Here is a 19097-nt window from a genome sequence, read left to right on the forward strand (position 1 = left end):
CATGAAACGCAGCCGAGGCTTCACCCTGATCGAACTGTTGGTGGTGATGGCGATCATCGCCACGCTGATGACCATCGCCATGCCGCGCTACTTCAACAGCCTGGAGAGTTCTCGTGAGGCGACCCTGCGCCAGAGCCTGGCGGTGCTGCGTGAGTCGCTGGACCACTTCTACGGCGACACCGGGCATTACCCCGACTCACTGGAGCAACTGGTCGAGCTGCGCTACCTGCGCAACACCCCGGTCGACCCGATCACCGAACGCAGCGATGGCTGGCAGCTGGTGCCTCCGCCGGAAGGCGTGGCAGGTGGCGTGGCCGACATCAAGAGCGGCGCAACAGGGAGGGCACGTGATGGCAGCCTCTTCGCGGAATGGTAAGGCCTGCGCCGGCTTCACTTACCTGGGCGTGCTGCTGCTGATCGCGGTCAGCAGCGTGGCCCTGGCTGCTACCGGCACGGTGTGGTCGAGTGCGGCCCAGCGCGACAACGAACGCCAATTGCTGTGGGTCGGTGGCCAGTATGCCCAGGCGCTGCGCAGCTACTACCGCGCCTCGCCGGGCCTGGCCCAATACCCGCAGGACCTGACCGACCTGCTGGACGACAACCGCTTTCCCGAGGCCCGGCACCACATCCGCCGCTTGTACCCCGACCCGATTACCGGCAGTGACGAATGGGGCCTGCTGCGTTCGATCGACGGGCGCATCACCGGCGTGCACAGCCGCTCCGACGCCACGCCGTTCAAACGCAGTGGCTTCGACACCCAATGGTCCGGCTTCGAAGGCCTGGAGCACTACAGCGACTGGCAGTTCGTCGCCGAACAGGCCTTCAACGAAAGCGCCAGCGGCGCACAAACCCACAGCGGCCCGGGAGACACGCCATGAAAGGCCTCAGCGTGTTCTGCCTGAGCCTTGGCCTGCTGTTGGCCGCCGGGGTATCCGGTGTGGCCCAGGCCGAAGCCGAGGATGAGATGAAGGGCTTTATCGTCGACAACACCATCTCGCACATCGGCCACGACTTTTACTACTACTTCGCCGACCGCCTGCGCGCCACCAGCCGCCTGGACTTCAACCTGGTGGTACGCGAACGCCCGGATGCCCGCTGGGGCAGCCTGGTGACGGTGGAGTTCGAGCGCGACGTGCTGTACCGGCGCTTCCTGCCGCCCAACGTCACCCAATTAAAAGAAGAGGCCGTCGCGGCCGCCGACCTGGTCAAGCAGGAGGTGATCCAGCGCAAGCTGCAGCGCCTGCTCCAGGACACCACTGATCTGGAGAGGGACGAGCTATGAACACTCGCATCGCGCACTGCATCGCCGCCGGCTTGCTGGCCAGCGCCTTCGCCGCCCAGGCCACGGAACTGGTGTATACCCCGGTCAATCCGGCGTTCGGCGGCAACCCGCTGAACGGCACCTGGCTGCTCAACAACGCCCAGGCGCAGAACGACTACGACGACCCCGACCTCAAGGACCGCAGCTCTGCCTTCGGCGGCACTTCGGCCCTGGAGCGCTTCAGCAACCAGCTGGAGTCGCGGATGTTGTCGCAGCTGCTGGACAACATCAGCAACGGCCAGACCGGCAGCATGGCCACCGACGCGTTCCTGATCGATGTGCTCGACGACTCCGGTGCCTTGAGCATCAGGGTCACCGACCGCGCCACGGGAGAAATTTCGATCATTGAGGTCAGCGGCCTGAACCCCTGAGAGGGACGGCTTGTTATCTGGGGAGAGAAACCATGAAACGTCTGCTGAGCACTTTGCTGATCCTCGCCACCCTGCAGGGCTGCGGCCTGCGTGAACCGATGCCGGCCGAACAGGATTCGGAAACCCCGACCCTGACCCCGCGGGCCTCGACCTACTACGACCTGATCAACATGCCACGGCCCAAAGGCCGGCTGATGGCGGTGGTCTACGGCTTCCGCGACCAGACCGGGCAGTACAAGCCGACCCCGGCCAGCTCGTTCTCCACCAGCGTCACCCAGGGTGCGGCGAGCATGCTGATGGATGCCCTGAGCGCCAGCGGCTGGTTCGTGGTGCTGGAGCGCGAAGGCCTGCAGAACCTGCTGACCGAACGCAAGATCATCCGCGCCTCGCAGAAAAAGCCCGATGTGGCCGAGAACATCGCAGCAGAACTGCCACCGCTGCAGGCCGCCAACCTGATGCTCGAAGGCGGCATCATCGCCTACGACACCAACGTGCGCAGCGGCGGGGAGGGGGCGCGTTACCTTGGCATCGACATCTCCCGCGAGTATCGGGTCGACCAGGTGACGGTCAACCTCCGTGCGGTGGACGTGCGCACCGGGCAGGTGCTGGCCAACGTGATGACCAGCAAGACCATCTATTCGGTCGGGCGCAGTGCCGGGGTGTTCAAATTCATCGAGTTCAAGAAACTGCTGGAGGCAGAGGTGGGCTACACCACCAACGAACCGGCGCAGCTGTGCGTGCTGTCGGCGATCGAGGCGGCGGTCGGGCATCTGCTGGCGCAGGGGATTGAGCGGCGGTTGTGGCAGGTGGCGGGGGATGCGGGGGAGGGCAAGGCGGGGGTGGACAAATACCTGAGCCAGTCGCAACAACCGTAGGAGCGGATTCATCCGCGATGCGCCGCGCGGGCGGCGCTCGATTTCCGCAGCGCTGCAGGGCGCAAGGCATGCACCTCCGAGAACACCGCAAGCCCCGTTTGAGACCGTGTCGATTTTGCCAGGTGCCTGTCGTGGTTCCTGCAGAGCGGCGGAAATCGAGCGCCGCCCGCGCGGCGCATCGCGGATGAATCCGCTCCTACAGCAACGTGCCATTGCCTGTCAGGCCATGGTTGCCCGCCTTGGTACATGCCTTGAGACATGTGGGGCGTTCAAACCGCTAGGTACGCTGATGCGTCACTTCAAAGCCCGCTCCAGCCGCATGCTCGACATCGCGTCGCCTGTCTGGCAGGCCGGTTACCACGACCACGCGTTGCGCCGAGAGGAGGATGTGCTGCACGTGGCAAGGTACATCATCGCCAATCCAATAAGAGCAGGCCTGGTACGCAAGGTGGGCGACTACCCCCACTGGGATGCAATCTGGCTATGAACACGCCACGCGCCCGTAGGAGCGGATTCATCCGCGAGGCGCCAGCCCAAACAACACAAATGTTTCTGAAAATGCCCCACCCTTGAAACCCTTCCTCTAGACCGGTAGTCTTTCGCCCGCTGCTGTCAATCCAGCAGTCGGGTTTGGTCACCCGCAATCATCAAGGCGCACAAGCGCTCGCACTCCGATTCAGTTGGCATTTTCCTGCCAGACTGTCTCGTGTTATGGCGGCTGTGCGTGGGGCGCCTCTGTGCGCGCCGGTTTCCTTGATTCCCGGTTGACCAACCCGCGTACAGTCGCCACCCATTCGTTTGGTCACGTTGTGTGGCGGCTCCATTGAATCAAGGAGCGACACAATGACAAAAAGCTTACCCGACCCGCCAACCCGCGCCACCACGGCATCCTTCGATTTCGGCAATTGCGAATCCAGCCATCCACCGTTGTTCGCGGTGCGTTCAGGCGTGGATTTCGAAGATGCGCTGGTGCACCTGTCGACGCTGCTCAAAGGTGCGTTTGCGACCAATTTGAAAGGCATGGAGCTGGCCACCGGTACCTGCCGCGATCTGCTGTTGAGTAACGATCATGCACTGGACTCGGCAAAAGCAGTTGTCGAGGCCTTGCTCGACGGCGTGGAATTGCAGCACGAGGCAGTGCAGATCAAGGCCGCCCGGATGCGTAGCGCCTGAGTCATTCATACGCCATTACCGGCCCCGAGCCGGTACTGGCAAGTAGTTACCCCGCCTTGCGCATCGTGAGATTGATCCGCCGCTCACCCATTCGCGGATGCACGCCCGGCTTGATCGGCATGACCCCATGAAAGCGCAACCGGTCCTCGCCACCCCACACCAGCACATCGCCATGATTCAACGGAATCCGTTGGGTCCGGTCCGAGCGCTGTAGCCCTCCCAGCAGAAACACCGCTGGCAACCCCAGCGAAATCGACACGATCGGCTGCCCGAAATCCGCTTCGTCGCGGTCCTGGTGCAGGCTCAGGCGGGTGCCGGGTAGATAGTGGTTGACCAGGCAGGCATCCGGCACGAATCCGTCGAAGCCAGCTGCTGCTGCCGCACGACCTGCGAGTTCCAGCAGGACTTGGGGCAGGGCGGGCCAAGGGTTCCCGCTGACAGGGTCTGTTGGGCTGTAACGATAGCCTTTGGCATCGCTCACCCAGCCCAGGGAACCGCAATTGGTCAACGCCACCGCCATGTTCAGTCCGCCTGGCGTTTGCATATGCCGGAAGGGTGCGGCGCGCAGAACCGGGCGCAGAGCGTCGAGCAGTGGCTCGATTTCGGCCAGGGCAAAACCGGGCAGCAGCACGGTGTGGCTGGCCAGGCGTTGCGGTTGGGGGCCGAACAGGTCGAGGTCGGACTGGATCATGGTGGCGGCACTGGGATGTAGTGCAGCCATTCTAGCGCTGCCAGCGCTGTTGGCCTATTCGCAGTAAGGATGCAGCGGCTCCCTGGTAGGAGCGGCTTCAGCCGCGATCACCGGCGAAGCAGGTGCCATCTACCGCGTCGCTTGCTTCGCGGCTAAAGCCGCTCCCACAAAAAGGAACCGCGACGCCAGGGAGAGAAGACGCCGCGGTTCAAGGGGGGAGCTGTTTAGCGCTGGGTAGCCGTGGCGGTGTTGCCATTGCCCATCTGGGTAATGGTGGCGCTCTGGTTGGCGCCGGCCTGGTCGACGATGGCTTTGTTGTTGTTGCCGCCCTGAGTCACGTAGGCGACGTTGGCGGTGTCGGTTTGCTTGATGTTGGCATCGTTACCACTGCCGTACAGTTGCGTGGTGTAGCTCTGGTTGGCGTAGCCCGACTGGTCGAGGGTGATGGTGCTCCCGGTGCCATTGGTGTCACCGGTGGCGTAGTTGTCTGTACCGCGTTGGTCGGCGACGAGGATGTTGTCGGTGCCGTTCTGCTCAAAGTACAGCTCGTTGTTGCTGTCGGCCTGCTTGGTTTCCATCGAGTTGCCGGTGCCTTTCTGGCCCAGGGTGGCCCTTTGCAGGTTGCCGTTCTGGGTCAGGTTGGCAGTGTTGCCCGTACCTTTCTGGTTGATCACGGCGGTTTGATCGGCGCCGAACTGCCCACCAAGTTTCTCGCCCTTCCAGTTGCTGGCCATCACCTTGTTGCCGGTGCCCTGCGTATTGATGGTCAGGCTCTGGTTGTCACCGTTCTGGTAGGTGAAATGCAGGTTGCTGGTACCCGCCTGAGAGATGCGGGTGTTTGAATGGGTGGTTTCAAATTGATCGGACCAACTGGCATTGGACTTGCCCTGTTGATACAGGCTGGCGGTGTTGTCGTTGCCCAGGCTCTGGTCGATATAGGCTTCGTTGAGCTGGCCATTCTGGTTGACCGTGGCCTGGCTGCCGACCTGGGTGTCCTGCCACACTTCGGCCGAGTTGCCAGTGCCGTTCTGGTCGATGGCGATGATGCCGCCGGTACCATCACGCTGGTCGCCGTAGGCCCAGTTCTGCTTGCCCTGCTGGTAGACCTCGATGGTGCCGTCATTGTGTGTCAGATGCTCGGCGGCGGCGTAGTTGTCCTGACCATCCTGGTTCACCAGGCTCTTGTTGTTGCTGCCGCCGAACAGCTGCTCGACGAAGGCTTCGTTACGTTGGCCGTTCTGCCGGGTGGTGGCCTGGCTGCCCAGCTGGGAATCCTGCCAGACGGTCGAGCGGTTTTCGGCGCCTTCCTGAACCTGCAGCGACTGGTTGGTCTCGCCCAGCGACTGGCTGGCAAAGGCGTCGTTGTAGGTGCCTGCCGCTTGCTGGGTGATCTGGCTGCCGTTCTCGAACAGCTGTTCGCCGTAGCCAGCGTTGTACGAGCCGCTGGCGCTCTGGTCGATGAAGCTGGTGCTGCTTTCCTGTACGGCCAGGTGGTTGTGGCCCTTGCCGTCCTGGGTTTGGGTAGCGGCGGCGAACGGTGCGACCGTCTGTTTGACCTCGGCGATGTTCTGGTTGCCGGTCTGCGATTGGGTCGAAGTGCTGTCGGCTGCCATGACTTGGCCCGCCAGGGCCAAAACGATAGCGGCGCTTAAGGGAGCGAGCTTGAACATGGTGGTGCCTCCAGGTCTATCGGTATTGAGTGATCTGCACATGCTGGCCATTGCCGGCTTGGGTCACGGAGCTGTTCAGGCCCGAGCCGGCTTGCACGATGCTGGCGCTGTTGTCGTTGCCGATCTGCTCGATGCTGGCGTTGTTGCTGGTGCCGCTCTGGCGGATCGACGCGCTGTTGCCATTTCCCTGTTGGCTGATGCTGGCCATCAGGTCACTACCTTCTTGCAGGATGTACGCTTCTTGCGCGCCCCCGGCCTGGACGATGCGGCCCAGCAGGGCTTGGCCGTTTTGGTCGAGGGCGGCGCGGTTGCCCGAGCCCTGCTGCTCGATCACCGCCACCTGGCCGGCACCGACCGGCAGCAGGCGGATGATCACCGGGTCGCCGAGGTCACTGCCGGCGGCAAGGTCGGCGTTGTCCATCAGGTCGTCGGCCTGTGCCTGGCCGGCGAGGGCCAGGCACAGCAGCAAAGGGTTCAGGCGCTTCATGGCGTTCTCCCGGCCTCACTGCACGGTCACATTGACAGTGCGGCTGGTGCCTTGGCTGGTGGTGATGGTCGCCGTCGGCGCCGCCGTCGGGATCATCGTGGTGCTGTTGCCCACCGCCAGGCGCCAACGGCCAGTCAGTGGTACCGTGGTGGTGCCCAGCGTCTGCACGCCGGTGGTGGTGGTCACGCGCACGGTGATGGTGTTGCCGGTGGTCACCGAGGACGTACCGCTGATGTCCCAGTTGAAGCGGTTGTTGGAGCGGGCCTGGACGGTCGCTGCGGTGACAGCGAAGTTTTCGGCGGCGGGGCGTGGCGATACGTTGACCGTGACGGTGCCGGGGTTGGATAGCGCACCGAGCGAGTCACGCACCTGGAAGGTGAACGTCGTGCTGAACGCCGTGGTGACCGTGGCCGGTGGGGTGTAGGTCACCGTGCTGCCGTCGGTGCTGACCGTGCCGCGACCGGCGGGGGGTTGGGTGACCGCAGCGATGACCAGTGGGGTATTGCCCTCCGGATCCGCAGCGCCCGTCAGGGCATTGATGGTCAGCGGTACGCCCAACGTGGCGACTGTCTGGGCTGCTACGGTGGGGGGCTGGTTGGGCGCGACGTTGACGGTCACAGTTGCCGGTGTCGATTTCAGACCTTTGGCATCCACCGCCTGGTAGGTGAAGGTGGCCACCAGAGGTTGCGTAGCACCTGCAGGCGGGGTGTAGGTCACCGAGGTGGTGCCGTTGAGTACGACGCCGCCCAAGCCGGTCCCCGGTTGAGTGAGGTCGCTGATGGTCAGCGGCACATCGCCGTCGGGGTCGCTGTCGTTCTGCAGCAGGTTCAGCGTCAGCGGTACGCCGACGCTGGTGCTGCCGTTGTCGGCTTGCGCCAATGGCGGCTGGTTGGCGGCTTCGACCGGCGCATTGCCGACCACGATTACCGGCTCTACATCGCTGCCGCCGTGGGACGATTTGATGGTGACGGTAGCCGGTGGTTGGGCCAGGTCGTTGACGGTCAGGCTCTGCAGGGTGCCGGATTTGGACATCCGGCCATAGCCCTGGGCGAGCAGGTCGGGGATCACCACCTCATCGCTGGAGCGCGCCTCGATCACCAGGCGTTTGTTGGCCCAGTCGTAGCGGGCGGTGCTGACCTTGACCACGTCGGTCAGCTTGCTCGACAACGCGGTCGGGCGGGTGCCGCCGGTGGTCGTGCTGGCCGTGACCACCACCACCGGTGGCGGCGCGGCCTGGCTGAGTTGTTGGCTGAAGAACAACCCGTTGTTATCCGACAGCAGGCTGAACTGGCAAGGTGAGGGTGGCGTACCGATCAGTGCCAGGCCATTGCGCAGGCACACGCTGGCATCGTTGGGTGCTTTGGCAAAGACTTCGACACGGGTGCCGGCACCATTGCGCGAGTAGGTGGCGCGTTCCAGGGTCACCGGGGTTTGCGCACGTTGGTCGAGGACCTTGCCCGACACCGTGAACACGTTGGTCTGGATGGCCCCGGGCGGGCCTTCGATGCGCACGAAGTTGGTGTTGAAGGGGCTGCCGGTCACCGCCTCGGTGATGTTCGGGTCGCCGACGAAGGTTTCGGTGGCACCCGTGTCCGGGTTGACTTCGGTGTATGGGCCGCCCGCGCCACGTAGCCATGGACCGAGGTTGCCGTTGAGCGCTCCGCTGAAGTTGCCGGGGGCGCCAATGCCGATGTCGCGGGTAATGTTGATCGCCCGTCGACCGGCCGTGGTCACGTTGACCGTTTCCACCCCGTACGGGTGAGTGATGGTGTAGGTGCCGGTACGCGGCACCGAGGCGCGGATGCGGATGCGGGCAAAGCTCTGCTGGTCGCCGTCAACCGGGTTTTCAGCCGCGAATGCGGCTTCCAGGCCCGCCACATAGACTTCCAGCTCATAGCCGCTGTTGCCTACCTGGGGGATCTCGGTTTCGGCCAGGAACCAGAACATCTCTGGCGGCCAGTTGTCCGGGAACACCAACGGCAGCGCGTCGTCATACACGCCCGGTTCCGGCAGCAGGGTGCACATGTAGGCCGGAGCACCGGGTGCGCCAGGCGCCCGGGTGCTGGTGGCGCGTGACTGGCACAACTCCAGGGACAGGTCGTTGGCGTCCTTGTACCACATCGGGTAACCACCGGTGGCAAAGGTGTAAGGCCCAGGGTCGACATCGGACAGTGCGGCCCAGGCCGCGCTGGTGACAGTGAGGGAGAAACCGGCGGCCAACAGCGCGCGGCGTTGCCAAGTGTTCATGCTGCCTCCTTGAAGGCGGAGCCTTTGTCTGTTCATGGCACCAGCACCACGTCTTCGCTGTCGCTACCACCGTTGGCACTGGTGACCTGCACCTTGGCGGGTGGGATGGGCGACAGAGAGGTGTTGAGGGTTTTCACCGCACCGTTGCCGGCCAGGTTGCCGATGAACGTGCCGTTGCCAGTGCGGGCGCTGAGCACGGGCGGGCTGGTTTCGTCACTGGTGCTGGCCACAAGGGTCAGCTGGCCGCTGGCCAGGCTGAATTCGGCGCGGCTGATGGTGACCAGGTCGGTAAGCGACAGGTTGGCGGTGGTCACGCTGCTGGTGGGGATCGCCACACTGTTGTCGGCACTGAGCACCAAGGTGGCCGGTACGATCGGGTTGAGCACCGATTGGGCATACCAGGCGCCGGTACCGTTGGCTTCGGTGAGGCTCAGATTCGGCGTCTGACTGGTCAGGGTGACGCTGGCCGGCGGTGGTGGGGCCATGACAAACACATCCTGCTGGGCACGCAGGTCGCCGTTCTCGGTGTGCCGTGAGTAGGTGCTGCGTAGCGGCATCAACGGGGTCGGCCGGGCGACATCGGAGAGCTTGCCGGAAATCGAGAACAGCTCGGTACGCAGGTCGATGCCGCCCGGGCCTTCGATACGCACGAAATTGGTGTTGAACGGGCTGCCGGTGACGCGCTCTTCCAGGTTGGGGTCGCCGATGAAACGCTCGCTGCCCTCGGTGTAAGGGCCGTTGACGCTGCGCAGGAACGGCCCGACATCACCTTTGAGTGCGCCGCTGAAGTCGCCAGCGCCGGCAATGCCGATGTCGCGTGTCATGTTGATCGCCCGGCGGCCGGCGGCGGGCACGTCGAACACGTCAACGCCGTAGGGGTGGGTGATCACGTAGGTGCCGGCGGTTGGCACATCGACGCGGATCCGCACCCGGGCGAAGCTCACCTGGTCGCCTTCGACCGGCTCTTCTGCGGCAAATGCCGCTTCGATCGCCGTGCCGTAGCTCAGGTCGATACCGCGGGCGGCGTCGACGATGGCGGCGTCAGCGGTGAACCAGAAGGCTTCGTCGGGGAAATTGCTGGGGAAGACGATCGGCTGGGTGTCGTCGAACACGCCCGGTGTCGGCAGCAGCGTGCACATGTAGGCCGGTGCACCGGGGGCGCCGGCGACGCGAGAGCTGACGGCCTTGGTCAGGCACAGGTCCAGGGTTCGGCCATGCGAATCCTGATACCAGGCAGCAAAGCCGCCGTTGGCGGGGTTGTAGGGACCGGTGTCGACGGCATACAGCGCTGCCTGGGCCGGTAGCTGGAGCATGCTGGCGAAGATCGCCACGGCCAGCGGGGTGGGTTTCGGTCGGTGCATGAGTCTATTCCTCCTGCAAACGGGCCCATGGACTTGGGGCGTCTGGCAGGGGAGGGGCAACTGCCGTGCCAATTGTTGATAAACGGGCTGCAAGGCCTGTGGGGCCTGGTCTGTGGGTTTTGCTCGGTGGCCTTTCGCGGGTCGGGGATGGGGGTTGTTCCCCAGGGTTGGGGGTGGGATTGGTTGTGGGGCGGGGGTGCCTGTCTTGGGATTTTCAGCGCGCTCGATCTCAAGAGCGCCGAAAATCCCAAGACAAGCACCCAGCCCCAACGCAATCTCCCTAATGACGCCCGGAAAATTCTCCCGCACACTGCGAAAAAATCCCAAGCCCGTTACCCCGCCGTGAGGGGTCACAGCCGGAGCAAAAAATGGCGCGACAACAACAACCATACGCCCAAGACCCGCTGCACGAATCCCGCCAGGCCCGGCTCAAGCTGGCCAGCGAAGGCGAGCTGCCCATGGGCATGCTGCGCGACGAAATCGACGCGTCCTGGCGGCGCAGCCTGGGCCATGGCCTGGATTGCCTGCAGGGCGAACAGGTCGGCCTAGGCTTGCAACACGGCCACGACCTGCGTGCGTTGCTGGAACACAACCGGCTGCTGGTCGATGCGGTTACCCCCGAGCTGGACTACCTGGTCGCACGCCAGGGCAAGGCCGGCATCATCATCCTTGGCGACGCCCAGGCCAATGTGCTGGCCATCGAAGGGCAGACCCACGTCCTCGAACGCGAAGGCCTGCGCGACCTGCACCCCGGTAGTTGCTGGAGCGAGTCGCTGCGCGGTACCAACGCCATCGGCACGGCGGTGGTGGAAGGGCGGCCGACCCTGATCAACTGCGGCGAGCATTATCTCGACCGGCTCAGCCCATTCGCCTGCACCTCGGTGCCGCTGCGCGACCCCAATGGCGAGGTGATCGGGGTGCTCGACATCACCCGCGAAGGCAACCTGGCCCAGCCCCAGGACAGCCTGACCATGCTGATGCTGGCGGCTGGCAATATCGAAAGCCGACTCTTCGGCCTGTGCCACCCCGAGCACCTGGTGCTGGCCTTCCATAGCCGCCCGCAATTCCTCAACAGCGCCTGGCACGGCTTGCTTGCGCTGAGCCTGGACGGTGAAGTGCTGGCCGCCAACGACAACGCCTGCCAGCTGTTGCAGATGCCGCGCCAGGGCCTGATCGGGCGGCGCAGCAGCGATCTGCTCGGCGAGCGTTCGCCGGCCTTTATCGCACGCCTGTGGCAGGGCGGCGTGAGCAGCGTGCAGACCGCCAAGGGTGAGTTCTTCTTCCGTGCGCTGCAGCTGCCGCGCCATGGCCAGTTGAACGGCAATGCGGCACCGAGCAAGCCGACGCTGGCCAACAAATCACCGGCCTTGGACGCCCTCGCCGGAGGGGATGCACGCCTGGCGCGCAACCTGCGCATGGCCCGTCAGGGCCTGGGCAATGGCCTGCCGGTGTTGCTGCTGGGCGAGACCGGTACTGGCAAGGAAGTGGTGGCGCGGGCCTTGCACCAGGCCAGTCCACGGGCCGACAAACCCTTCGTCGCGGTCAACTGCGCGGCCATTCCCGAGGGGCTGATCGAGTCGGAACTGTTTGGATACCGCGAGGGTGCGTTTACCGGCTCGCGCCGGGGTGGCATGGTCGGGCGGCTGATGCAGGCTCACGGCGGCACGCTGTTCCTCGACGAGATCGGCGACATGCCGCTGGCCCTGCAGGCGCGCCTTTTGAGGGTGTTGCAGGAGCGTCGGGTGGCGCCGCTGGGCGCGGCCGACGAACAGGACATCGACGTGGCGCTGATCTGCGCCACCCACCGCGACCTCAAGCGGCTGGTGCACGAGCAGCGTTTTCGGGAAGACCTGTACTACCGGGTCAACGGCGTGTCGTTGCGCCTGCCGGCGCTGCGCGAACGCGACGACCTGGCGACCATCATCCAGGGCCTGCTGGACAAGGCCGGCGCCAAGGGCGTGAGCCTTGATCCGGCGCTGGCTGCACTGCTCGAAGGCTTCGACTGGCCGGGTAACATCCGCCAACTGGAGATGGTCGTGCGCACAGCCCTGGCCATGCGCGAGGACGGCGAACAACACCTGACACTCGATCATCTGACCGACTGCCTGCTCGATGAACTGGCCAGCGGCACGGCGCCCTCTGGCAGCCTGAAGGACAACGAGTTGGAGCTGATCCGCGAAGCCCTGGCCCGCCATCAGGGCAATGTCTCGGCCGCCGCCGAAGCGCTGGGGATCAGCCGGGCGACGCTGTACCGCAAGCTCAAGCAGTTGCGCGGTTGACATGGGCGGCTTGTTCGCAAGGCTGGTAGAGACCAGCGACCCTGTCCTCATGCGCCAGGCGCTGGCCTGGCTGTATGGTTTCGTCCGCCCGCAGCGGCGGGCCATCGGCGTGCTGCTGGGCTTGTCCCTGGGCGCATCGCTCCTGGCCCTGGCGCAACCCTGGCTGGTCAAGACACTGATCGACGAAGGCCTGTTGGCCAAGGATTACCAGACGCTCTGGCACATGGCCGCGATCATGATCGCCGCCGGCCTGCTCGGCACCGTGCTGGCGGGCGTCAACCGCTACCTGCACACGCGGCTGTCCGGGCGGATCCTGTTTGCCCTGCGCGATGACCTTTACCGCCATCTGCAGCAGTTGTCGCCGACGTTTTACGGGCGGCGGCGCATGGGCGATATCCTGTCGCGGCTGGATGGCGACGTTGCGGAGATTCAACGCTTTGCCGTGGACTCGCTGTTCTCGGCGGTGTCGGCGGTGATCGGTCTGGTGGGCGCGGTGGCGTTGATGTTGCTGCTGTCGTGGCAGCTGTCGCTGTTGCTGGCGATGCTGATCCCGATCGAGGTGCTGTGGCTGCGCTGGATGCGGCGCAAGGTCGAGCGCGAAGTGCGCAGCTTGCGCGAGCGTTCGGCGGACGTGTCGTCGTTCCTGGTCGAGACGTTGCCGGCCATGAAGTTTATCCAGGCCGCCGGCCAGCAAGGCCGCGAGGCCGGGCGGCTCGACCAGCTGGGGCAGGGCTATATGCGCCAGTTGCTCAAGGTGCAGGTCACCGAGTTCTTCACCCAGGCGATTCCGGGCACGCTGACGTCGTGGTGCCGTGCTTGTGCGTTTCTGGTCGGCGGCTGGTGGGTGATCCAGGGGACCTGGCAACTGGGCGCGTTGATTGCCTTCTCCACTTACATGGGCATGGCCGTTGGCCCGGTACAAAGCCTGCTGGGGCTTTATGTGGCGGTGCAGCGCATGGCCGTGAGCCTGGGCCGGGTAATGGAGCTGAAGCAGGAGCCCGTGGCGGTGCGCGAAGCTGCGGCGCCCCAGCCGATGCCGCAAGGCCCAGGAGAGCTGCGCCTTGAAGGCGTGCACTTTGCCCACGACGGCCGACAGGGCGCGGTGTTGGAGAATGTGTACGCCTGCGTGCCAGGTGGCTTGAAAGTCGCCATCAGTGGGGCCTCCGGTGTCGGCAAATCGACCCTGATCGATCTGTTGCAACGCTTCTATGATCCCGATGCCGGGCGAATCCTGCACGATGGCGTTGATCTGCGCGAACTTGACCTTGCCGCGCTGCGCCAGCGAATCGCCGTGGTCAGCCAGGATATCGTGCTGTTCCGTGGCACCCTGGCGCAGAACCTCGCCTACGGCGCGCCCCAGGCCAGCCGTGCGGAGCTTGAGCGGGTGGTGCATCTGGCGCAGCTCGATACCTTGGTCGACAGCTTGCCGCTGGGCCTGGATGGCCTGCTCGGTGAGCGTGGCCAGCAGCTCTCCGGCGGGCAGAAGCAGCGCATCGCCATTGCCCGCGCCGTGCTGCAGGCCCCGTCGATCCTGGTGCTGGACGAGGCCACCTCGGCGGTCGACGAAGCCACGGAGCGCGAGGTGATCACTGCCATCGACCACTTGTTTGCGGGTCGCACTCGCATCCTGATCAGCCACCGTGCCTCGACCCTCGCCGATGCCGACTTGCGTTTGCATCTGCAAGGCGGGCAGTTACGCGTACTGCCTCAGGAGGCCACTGAGCATGGCCAATGAGCTACGGGTTGGCGTGATTGACAGTGGCTACTCACCCGACCAGGCCCAGTGGGTGGTGGCGGCGCGGCGCTTCTGGCTGGAAGACGGCGTATTGCGTGAGGGCGAACCTGAGCCCGATCGCCTTGGCCACGGCAGTGCCGTGCTGGCTCGCCTGCAAGAGCAAGCGGGCCAGGTGACGCTGCTGGTGGCGCAGGTATTCACTGGGCAGGGCAGCACCAGTGCCTTGCAGGTCGCCGCCGCGCTGTTGTGGCTGGCCGAGCAGGGCGCAACGCTGATCAACCTCAGTCTGGGGCTGCAGCAAGATCGGCCAGTGTTACGCCAAGCCTGTGCCGAGGTTCAAGCGTCTGGTGTGCTGCTTTGTGCGTCGAGCCCAGCGCAGGGTAATGCGGTGTATCCAGCCGCTTATCCTGATGTCATCCGCATTACTGGCGACGCCCGCTGCGCCCAGGGGCAGTGGTCGTGGCTGAACAGTGTCCAGGCCGATTTCGGTGGCTATGTGGGTGAACGCAGCATGGCCGGTGCCAGCCTGGGCTGCGCTTCGCTGAGCGGGCGGATCGCGGCGCTGTTGCTGCAGTATCCCAGCCTTGAGCGCGAGCAGGTCCTGGCCTGGCTGCAAACCCACGCGACCTTCGTCGGCCCTGAGCGGCGAGGTGCGCGTGATGCCTGAGCCACAGATTCTGGTGTTGGGGGCCGGACCTGCCGGAGCCGCCACCGCAATTGGCCTGCGTCGGCTTGGCTATCCGGTGACGGTGGTCTCCGACTGGCGGCGCTTCGCGGCCGTGGAAGGCGTATCGCAACGGGTACTGGATGGCCTGCGCCATGCTGGCCTGGGTGGCGCCTTGGATGAAGCGGCGATGCCGGCGACCCGTCAGGTGCGCTGGAACGGCGAACACCTGCAGATGAACCAGGAGTTTCTGCTCGACCGGCAACGCTTCGACCGTGCCTTGCGCGCTGACCTTGCGCGGGCGGGGGTGACGCTGGTCGAGGGCCGTGTTCGTGAGGTGGCGAAACAGGTACGCCTGGACGATGGGCAAGTCCTGCAAGCTGACTTTCTGGTTGAAGCGCGTGGGCGCCAGGCACCTCTGGCACCTGATCGACTGCGTGGGCCAGAGACTGTAAGCCTGCTCAACCTGTGGCAAGGAGACCCCGGCACACCGGCTTCAGCGGTGGAAAGCCTGGACGACGGCTGGGCCTGGATGGCCCGGTTGGCCGATGGGCGCTGTTATTGGCAGATAACCCTGAATGCCGAAGGTGTTCCGGGTAAAGCCGAACTGCCAGAATACTGCGCAGCACGTCGACGTGAGTCAGCGTTGGTGGCTGAGTTGTTCGGCGCGCGCGCATTGGAGCCTGCGCAGGTGCATGCCCGCAGCAGTACGGCAATCCTTGCCGGGGACTGTGTGGGGGACGACTGGATACGAGTGGGCGATGCTGCGATGGCGGTTGACCCACTATCGGGGAATGGGATTTTTCAGTCGCTGTCATCGGCGCTGCAGGCGCCCGTGGTGATCAACACCTTGTTGCGTCGGCCCGAGCGAGCAGCTTTGGCGCGGCAATTTCATCAGCAGCGCGTCGAGCAGTTGTTCATGCGCTTTGCGCGGATCGGGCGGGATTTCTATGGTCAGGAACAGGCTCGCGCAGGGCAACCGTTCTGGGCGCGTCGGCGCGGATGGCCGGATGCGCAGCCATTGCATCTGGCGGCGGACTGGCGGGCGGTACGAGTAGAGCGCAGGCCCGTGTTGCGGGATGGGTGGGTGGATGAGGCCGAAGTGGTGGTGACGGCGGATCAACCCTTGGGCGTTTGGCATTTGCAGGGGGTCGAGCTGGCGCCCGTGGTGCGGGCCGTGCAGTCGGGGCAGGGGTTGGAGGCGACCATGATCGGCCTTTCTGCCCCCGACCAGCTGAGGCTGCGGCGCTGGCTGGCAGAGCAGGGCTGCCCCTGAAAACAGGGGCCGCAGGGCGGCCCCAGCATGCCGGATCAGAAGAACGTCCCGACCACCAGCTGCAGGTAGGTCCCGGTATCCCGGCTGCCCATCTGCGTCCCGCCATTGGCCGCACTGCGCTGCGGCTTGTAAAACCCCACCAACGGGCTGATCAACAGGTGCTCATTAACCATCCATTCCACATACAGGTCCAGCTCACGCCCGCCGAGGTTGCCCTGGTCGGTGTCGAGGGTATCGAAATCGAAGTACAACGCCCCTACCGTCAGGTTGTCCCGAGGCTTGCCCTTGAGCGCCACGTGGTGCACCTGGCTGTTGCTGTTGAACGGCCCGGCATAGTTGGCCGCCACTTCGCCCTGGAACCAGGTGCCGTAGCCTCGGCTCAGGCCATAGAACAACGGGTCGAAGTCCTCTGAAAAGCGGCTGTAGCGGTAGGTGGCGGTGGGCGTCCAGGGCAGTTGCGAGAAGGTCCAGTTAGCTTCCAGGTACCAGGCGTCTTCGCGCCCGCCAGTGCGGTCCTGGGTGACGTATTCCCCGGCCAGTTCCAGGTCTTTCACCCCAAGATTGCCACGCCCACGCAGGCTGACCGTGTCCATGCCATCGCGGTGTTCCAGGCCCATGATCTGCGCGTAGCGCTGGTCGACGTCCAGGCCGCGGATCCAGCTGAGGCCGACGGTACCGGCGTCTGCGACATGCTCGATGTTGGTCACCGCCAGCGACGTGTCAGCTTGATAGTGGTTATCGGATTTGAGCCACATCACGTCGCCACGCCAGCCATCCTTGCCGCCCAGGCGTAGCACGGCGGTGCGGTCGAAAGCCTTGCGTGCGGCCAGGTAATAGGCGCCGCCGCGGTCGAAGTTGGCGCCCAGATCGACCTTGCCCAGGTTGACCGGGTCGCCCTGGATCAGGAAACCGTCTCCCAGGGTCACCACCTGACGGCCACCGGAGATGTCCACGCCATCCTCGCCCAACGCGGGGAACAGATTGGCCGAACGCCAGCCCAGGTACAGGTCTTCGATGGCTGTACGGCGTTCGTCGCCGAGGGTCAGGCCGGCGGCATCGCCATCGCCCCAGGTGGCCGAACTCAGCAGATTGAAAGCGCCATACAACGCGCCGCTGTCGGCAAGCGCCTGGCTACCGCTGAGGCCGTACTTGACGTAGCCCTCGCGCCAGTTGCTGCTGCCCGGCTGGCGGTTGCCGGCCTGGTTGTAGCTCTCGTCGCTGTGGAAGATTCCGAACAGGGCTTCGAGGTCGGCGCTCAAGGTGGTGCCGTTGTGATTATAGAGTTCGTGGGCTTGGCTGAGCGGGGTGGCCAGCAGAAGGGCCAATGTGCAGGCGAGCGAGTGCCTCATGGTGTGCTCCATGTTTTTATTTTGAATTTGGGGTTGCCTGTACCGGCCACTTGACCGGTACAGGCGATGGATCAGAGCTTGATCAGCACCGATTTGAGTTCGGTGTAATGCTCGATCGCCGCCGCGCCCATTTCGCGGCCGACGCCGGACATCTTGTAGCCCCCGAACGGCAGGGCCGGGTCCAGGGAGCTATGGCAGTTGACCCACACCGAACCCGACTTGATACGTGGGATCATCCGGTGCACGGCGGCCAGGTCGTTCGACCAGATACTGGCGCCCAGGCCATAGGGGTTGTCGTTGGCCATGCCGATCACCTCGTCGAGATCATCGAACGGCATCGCCACCAGCACCGGCCCGAAGATCTCCTCCTGCACCAGGCGATGACGCTGGTCGACGTCGACGATCACCGTCGGCTTGACGAAATAACCCGGGCCAAAGCCTTCGCCGCCACACGCGATGGTCGCGCCCAGTTCGCGGCCCAGCTCGATGTAACCCGTGACGCGGTCCTGCTGCTTGGCCGAGATCAGCGGCCCCATGTGCACGGCGGGGTCCAGGCCGCTGCCGAGCTTCATGCCGTTGGCGATACCGGCGATGTCGGCCACCACGTTGTCGAAGTGCTTGCGGTGCACGTACAGCCGGGAGCCGGCGCAGCACACCTGCCCCTGGTTGAAGAAGATCGCCGTGGCGGCGCCTGCTGCGGCCTCCTGCAGGTTGGCGTCGGGCAGGACGATGGTTGGCGACTTGCCGCCCAGCTCCAAAGTGACGCGGGTCATGTTATCCATGGCCGCCTTGCCGATCAGCTTGCCGACTTCGGTGGAGCCGGTGAAGGTCAGCTTGTCCACGCCGGGGTGGCGGCTCAGCGCCGCGCCAGCGCCTATGCCGGTGCCGGTGATCACGTTGAACACGCCGGCCGGGTAACCGGCCTCATCCACCAGCTCGGCGAGCTTGAGCGCAGTCAGCGGGGTTTCGTCTGCGGGTTTGAGCACCACGGTGCAGCCAGTGGCCAGGGCCGGCCCGAGCTTCCAGCAAGCCAGCAGCAGCGGGAAGTTCCAGGCGACGATGGCGCCCACCACACCGACGGCTTCGCGGCGCACGAAACCATGGAACTGGTCGTTGGGCATCAACGGCATCGAGGCTTCGACGGTGCTACCCTCGATCTTGGTGGCCCAGCCGGCCATGTAGCGCAGGAAGTCGATGGCCAGCTGCACGTCCATGACCTTGGCCACGGCGGCGCTCTTGCCGTTGTTCAGGCATTCGAGCTCGGCCAGTTGCTGCGCGTCGCGCTCCATCAGGTCGGCCAGGCGCCACAGCAAGTTCTGCCGCTCGCGTGGGCGCACGCGGCTCCACGGCGAGTCGTCGAAGGCCTGGCGGGCGGCGCGTACGGCGCGGTCGACGTCTTCCAGCTCGGCAGCGGGCACTTCGCCGAGCACGTCACCCGTGGCCGGGTTGCGGAAGGACAGGGTGCGGCCGCTGGCGGCGTCCTGCCAGTCGGCGCCGATACGCATCTTCAGTTTGCGTTCGAGGAAGGCGCGGGTGGCGGGCAGGATGGGCAGGTCGGAAAGCATGGGGCTGTGCCTCTTGTCATTGGATGTGGCGGG

Annotated in this window: 17 protein-coding genes and 1 pseudogene; 11 read left to right on the forward strand and 7 right to left on the reverse strand. The window is 65.0% G+C overall.

Annotation, left to right across the window (positions count from 1 at the left end; all coding sequences use genetic code 11):
* Position 1: 1 nt before the first annotated feature.
* From ACIQUF_RS03150 to ACIQUF_RS03180, 7 genes and pseudogenes are all read left to right on the forward strand, one after another.
* Complete coding sequence (locus ACIQUF_RS03150; RefSeq protein WP_400801874.1) at positions 2–376, forward strand: type II secretion system protein; 375 nt, start codon at positions 2–4, stop codon at positions 374–376.
* A complete protein-coding gene (locus ACIQUF_RS03155) occupies positions 351–878 on the forward strand; it encodes a type II secretion system protein (protein WP_403128309.1) in 528 nt (175 codons plus the stop codon). The genes ACIQUF_RS03150 and ACIQUF_RS03155 overlap by 26 nt, the downstream gene beginning before the upstream one ends.
* Entirely contained in the window at positions 875–1282 is a 408-nt protein-coding gene (csgE, locus tag ACIQUF_RS03160; protein ID WP_403128312.1) for a curli production assembly/transport protein CsgE, read from the forward strand. The genes ACIQUF_RS03155 and csgE overlap by 4 nt, the downstream gene beginning before the upstream one ends.
* Positions 1279–1692 (forward strand): curli assembly protein CsgF, encoded by a 414-nt coding sequence (locus ACIQUF_RS03165; RefSeq protein ID WP_400801879.1) that lies wholly within the window; start codon positions 1279–1281, stop codon positions 1690–1692. The genes csgE and ACIQUF_RS03165 overlap by 4 nt, the downstream gene beginning before the upstream one ends.
* A gap of 32 nt (positions 1693–1724) precedes the next feature.
* Positions 1725–2567, forward strand: a complete 843-nt coding sequence (locus tag ACIQUF_RS03170) for a CsgG/HfaB family protein (protein ID WP_403128316.1) — start codon at positions 1725–1727, stop codon at positions 2565–2567.
* Between the two features lie 277 nt (positions 2568–2844).
* A pseudogene (locus ACIQUF_RS03175) lies at positions 2845–3054 on the forward strand (transposase); the annotation flags it as partial.
* Between the two features lie 440 nt (positions 3055–3494).
* Positions 3495–3740 (forward strand): hypothetical protein, encoded by a 246-nt coding sequence (locus ACIQUF_RS03180; RefSeq protein ID WP_403128879.1) that lies wholly within the window; start codon positions 3495–3497, stop codon positions 3738–3740.
* 46 nt (positions 3741–3786) lie between these two features.
* On the opposite strand, the gene alkB is transcribed toward ACIQUF_RS03180, so the two are convergent.
* The 5 genes from alkB to ACIQUF_RS03205 form a co-directional block, all read right to left on the reverse strand.
* Positions 3787–4431 (reverse strand): DNA oxidative demethylase AlkB, encoded by a 645-nt coding sequence (gene alkB, locus ACIQUF_RS03185; protein ID WP_403128881.1) that lies wholly within the window; start codon positions 4429–4431, stop codon positions 3787–3789.
* Between the two features lie 224 nt (positions 4432–4655).
* Positions 4656–6101: a curlin gene (locus tag ACIQUF_RS03190; protein ID WP_403128319.1), complete on the reverse strand. Its 1446-nt coding sequence runs from the start codon at positions 6099–6101 to the stop codon at positions 4656–4658.
* Positions 6102–6117: 16 nt separating this feature from the next.
* Positions 6118–6588 carry a curlin gene (locus ACIQUF_RS03195; protein ID WP_403128321.1) on the reverse strand — a complete coding sequence of 157 codons (471 nt, stop codon included), beginning with the start codon at positions 6586–6588 and terminating at the stop codon, positions 6118–6120.
* A gap of 15 nt (positions 6589–6603) precedes the next feature.
* The gene (locus tag ACIQUF_RS03200; RefSeq protein WP_403128324.1) at positions 6604–8835 is read right to left on the reverse strand and encodes an Ig-like domain-containing protein; all 2232 of its coding nucleotides are present in this window, start codon (positions 8833–8835) and stop codon (positions 6604–6606) included.
* 32 nt (positions 8836–8867) lie between these two features.
* On the reverse strand, positions 8868–10196 hold the full coding sequence (locus ACIQUF_RS03205) for a hypothetical protein (protein WP_403128327.1): 1329 nt from the start codon (positions 10194–10196) through the stop codon (positions 8868–8870).
* 368 nt (positions 10197–10564) lie between these two features.
* Between ACIQUF_RS03205 and ACIQUF_RS03210 the strand changes: the two genes are divergently transcribed.
* Genes ACIQUF_RS03210 through ACIQUF_RS03225 form a run of 4 tightly spaced genes read left to right on the forward strand, consistent with a single transcriptional unit; the run spans position 10565 to position 16150 of the window.
* Positions 10565–12475, forward strand: a complete 1911-nt coding sequence (locus ACIQUF_RS03210) for a sigma-54-dependent Fis family transcriptional regulator (protein ID WP_403128330.1) — start codon at positions 10565–10567, stop codon at positions 12473–12475.
* Position 12476: 1 nt separating this feature from the next.
* The gene (locus ACIQUF_RS03215; RefSeq protein WP_403128332.1) at positions 12477–14210 is read left to right on the forward strand and encodes an ABC transporter ATP-binding protein; all 1734 of its coding nucleotides are present in this window, start codon (positions 12477–12479) and stop codon (positions 14208–14210) included.
* The gene (locus ACIQUF_RS03220) at positions 14200–14877 is read left to right on the forward strand and encodes a S8 family serine peptidase (protein ID WP_403128335.1); all 678 of its coding nucleotides are present in this window, start codon (positions 14200–14202) and stop codon (positions 14875–14877) included. Before ACIQUF_RS03215 ends, ACIQUF_RS03220 begins: the two co-directional genes overlap by 11 nt.
* Positions 14870–16150 (forward strand): NAD(P)/FAD-dependent oxidoreductase, encoded by a 1281-nt coding sequence (locus tag ACIQUF_RS03225; RefSeq protein ID WP_403128338.1) that lies wholly within the window; start codon positions 14870–14872, stop codon positions 16148–16150. Before ACIQUF_RS03220 ends, ACIQUF_RS03225 begins: the two co-directional genes overlap by 8 nt.
* Positions 16151–16185: 35 nt before the next feature.
* Here the strand turns inward: ACIQUF_RS03225 and ACIQUF_RS03230 are convergent, their stop codons facing one another.
* Both ACIQUF_RS03230 and ACIQUF_RS03235 read right to left on the reverse strand, forming a co-directional pair.
* The gene (locus ACIQUF_RS03230; RefSeq protein ID WP_403128340.1) at positions 16186–17499 is read right to left on the reverse strand and encodes a hypothetical protein; all 1314 of its coding nucleotides are present in this window, start codon (positions 17497–17499) and stop codon (positions 16186–16188) included.
* A gap of 71 nt (positions 17500–17570) precedes the next feature.
* Positions 17571–19064, reverse strand: a complete 1494-nt coding sequence (locus tag ACIQUF_RS03235; protein WP_403128343.1) for an aldehyde dehydrogenase family protein — start codon at positions 19062–19064, stop codon at positions 17571–17573.
* Between the last annotated feature and the right edge of the window lie 33 nt (positions 19065–19097).

It is taken from the genome of Pseudomonas sp. NPDC090233 (genome assembly GCF_044772285.1).
GTDB lineage: Bacteria > Pseudomonadota > Gammaproteobacteria > Pseudomonadales > Pseudomonadaceae > Aquipseudomonas.

Excerpts from the sequence above, each read along its gene's own strand:
- ACIQUF_RS03150 (WP_400801874.1), top strand. The coding sequence starts at position 2 with ATGAAACGCAGCCGAGGCTTCACCCTGATCGAACTGTTGGTGGTGATG.
- ACIQUF_RS03155 (WP_403128309.1), top strand. The coding sequence starts at position 351 with ATGGCAGCCTCTTCGCGGAATGGTAAGGCCTGCGCCGGCTTCACTTAC.
- csgE (WP_403128312.1), top strand. The coding sequence starts at position 875 with ATGAAAGGCCTCAGCGTGTTCTGCCTGAGCCTTGGCCTGCTGTTGGCC.
- ACIQUF_RS03165 (WP_400801879.1), top strand. The coding sequence starts at position 1,279 with ATGAACACTCGCATCGCGCACTGCATCGCCGCCGGCTTGCTGGCCAGC.
- ACIQUF_RS03170 (WP_403128316.1), top strand. The coding sequence starts at position 1,725 with ATGAAACGTCTGCTGAGCACTTTGCTGATCCTCGCCACCCTGCAGGGC.
- alkB (WP_403128881.1), bottom strand. The coding sequence starts at position 4,431 with ATGATCCAGTCCGACCTCGACCTGTTCGGCCCCCAACCGCAACGCCTG.
- ACIQUF_RS03190 (WP_403128319.1), bottom strand. The coding sequence starts at position 6,101 with ATGTTCAAGCTCGCTCCCTTAAGCGCCGCTATCGTTTTGGCCCTGGCG.
- ACIQUF_RS03195 (WP_403128321.1), bottom strand. The coding sequence starts at position 6,588 with ATGAAGCGCCTGAACCCTTTGCTGCTGTGCCTGGCCCTCGCCGGCCAG.
- ACIQUF_RS03200 (WP_403128324.1), bottom strand. The coding sequence starts at position 8,835 with ATGAACACTTGGCAACGCCGCGCGCTGTTGGCCGCCGGTTTCTCCCTC.
- ACIQUF_RS03205 (WP_403128327.1), bottom strand. The coding sequence starts at position 10,196 with ATGCACCGACCGAAACCCACCCCGCTGGCCGTGGCGATCTTCGCCAGC.
- ACIQUF_RS03210 (WP_403128330.1), top strand. The coding sequence starts at position 10,565 with ATGGCGCGACAACAACAACCATACGCCCAAGACCCGCTGCACGAATCC.
- ACIQUF_RS03215 (WP_403128332.1), top strand. The coding sequence starts at position 12,477 with ATGGGCGGCTTGTTCGCAAGGCTGGTAGAGACCAGCGACCCTGTCCTC.
- ACIQUF_RS03220 (WP_403128335.1), top strand. The coding sequence starts at position 14,200 with ATGGCCAATGAGCTACGGGTTGGCGTGATTGACAGTGGCTACTCACCC.
- ACIQUF_RS03225 (WP_403128338.1), top strand. The coding sequence starts at position 14,870 with ATGCCTGAGCCACAGATTCTGGTGTTGGGGGCCGGACCTGCCGGAGCC.
- ACIQUF_RS03230 (WP_403128340.1), bottom strand. The coding sequence starts at position 17,499 with ATGAGGCACTCGCTCGCCTGCACATTGGCCCTTCTGCTGGCCACCCCG.
- ACIQUF_RS03235 (WP_403128343.1), bottom strand. The coding sequence starts at position 19,064 with ATGCTTTCCGACCTGCCCATCCTGCCCGCCACCCGCGCCTTCCTCGAA.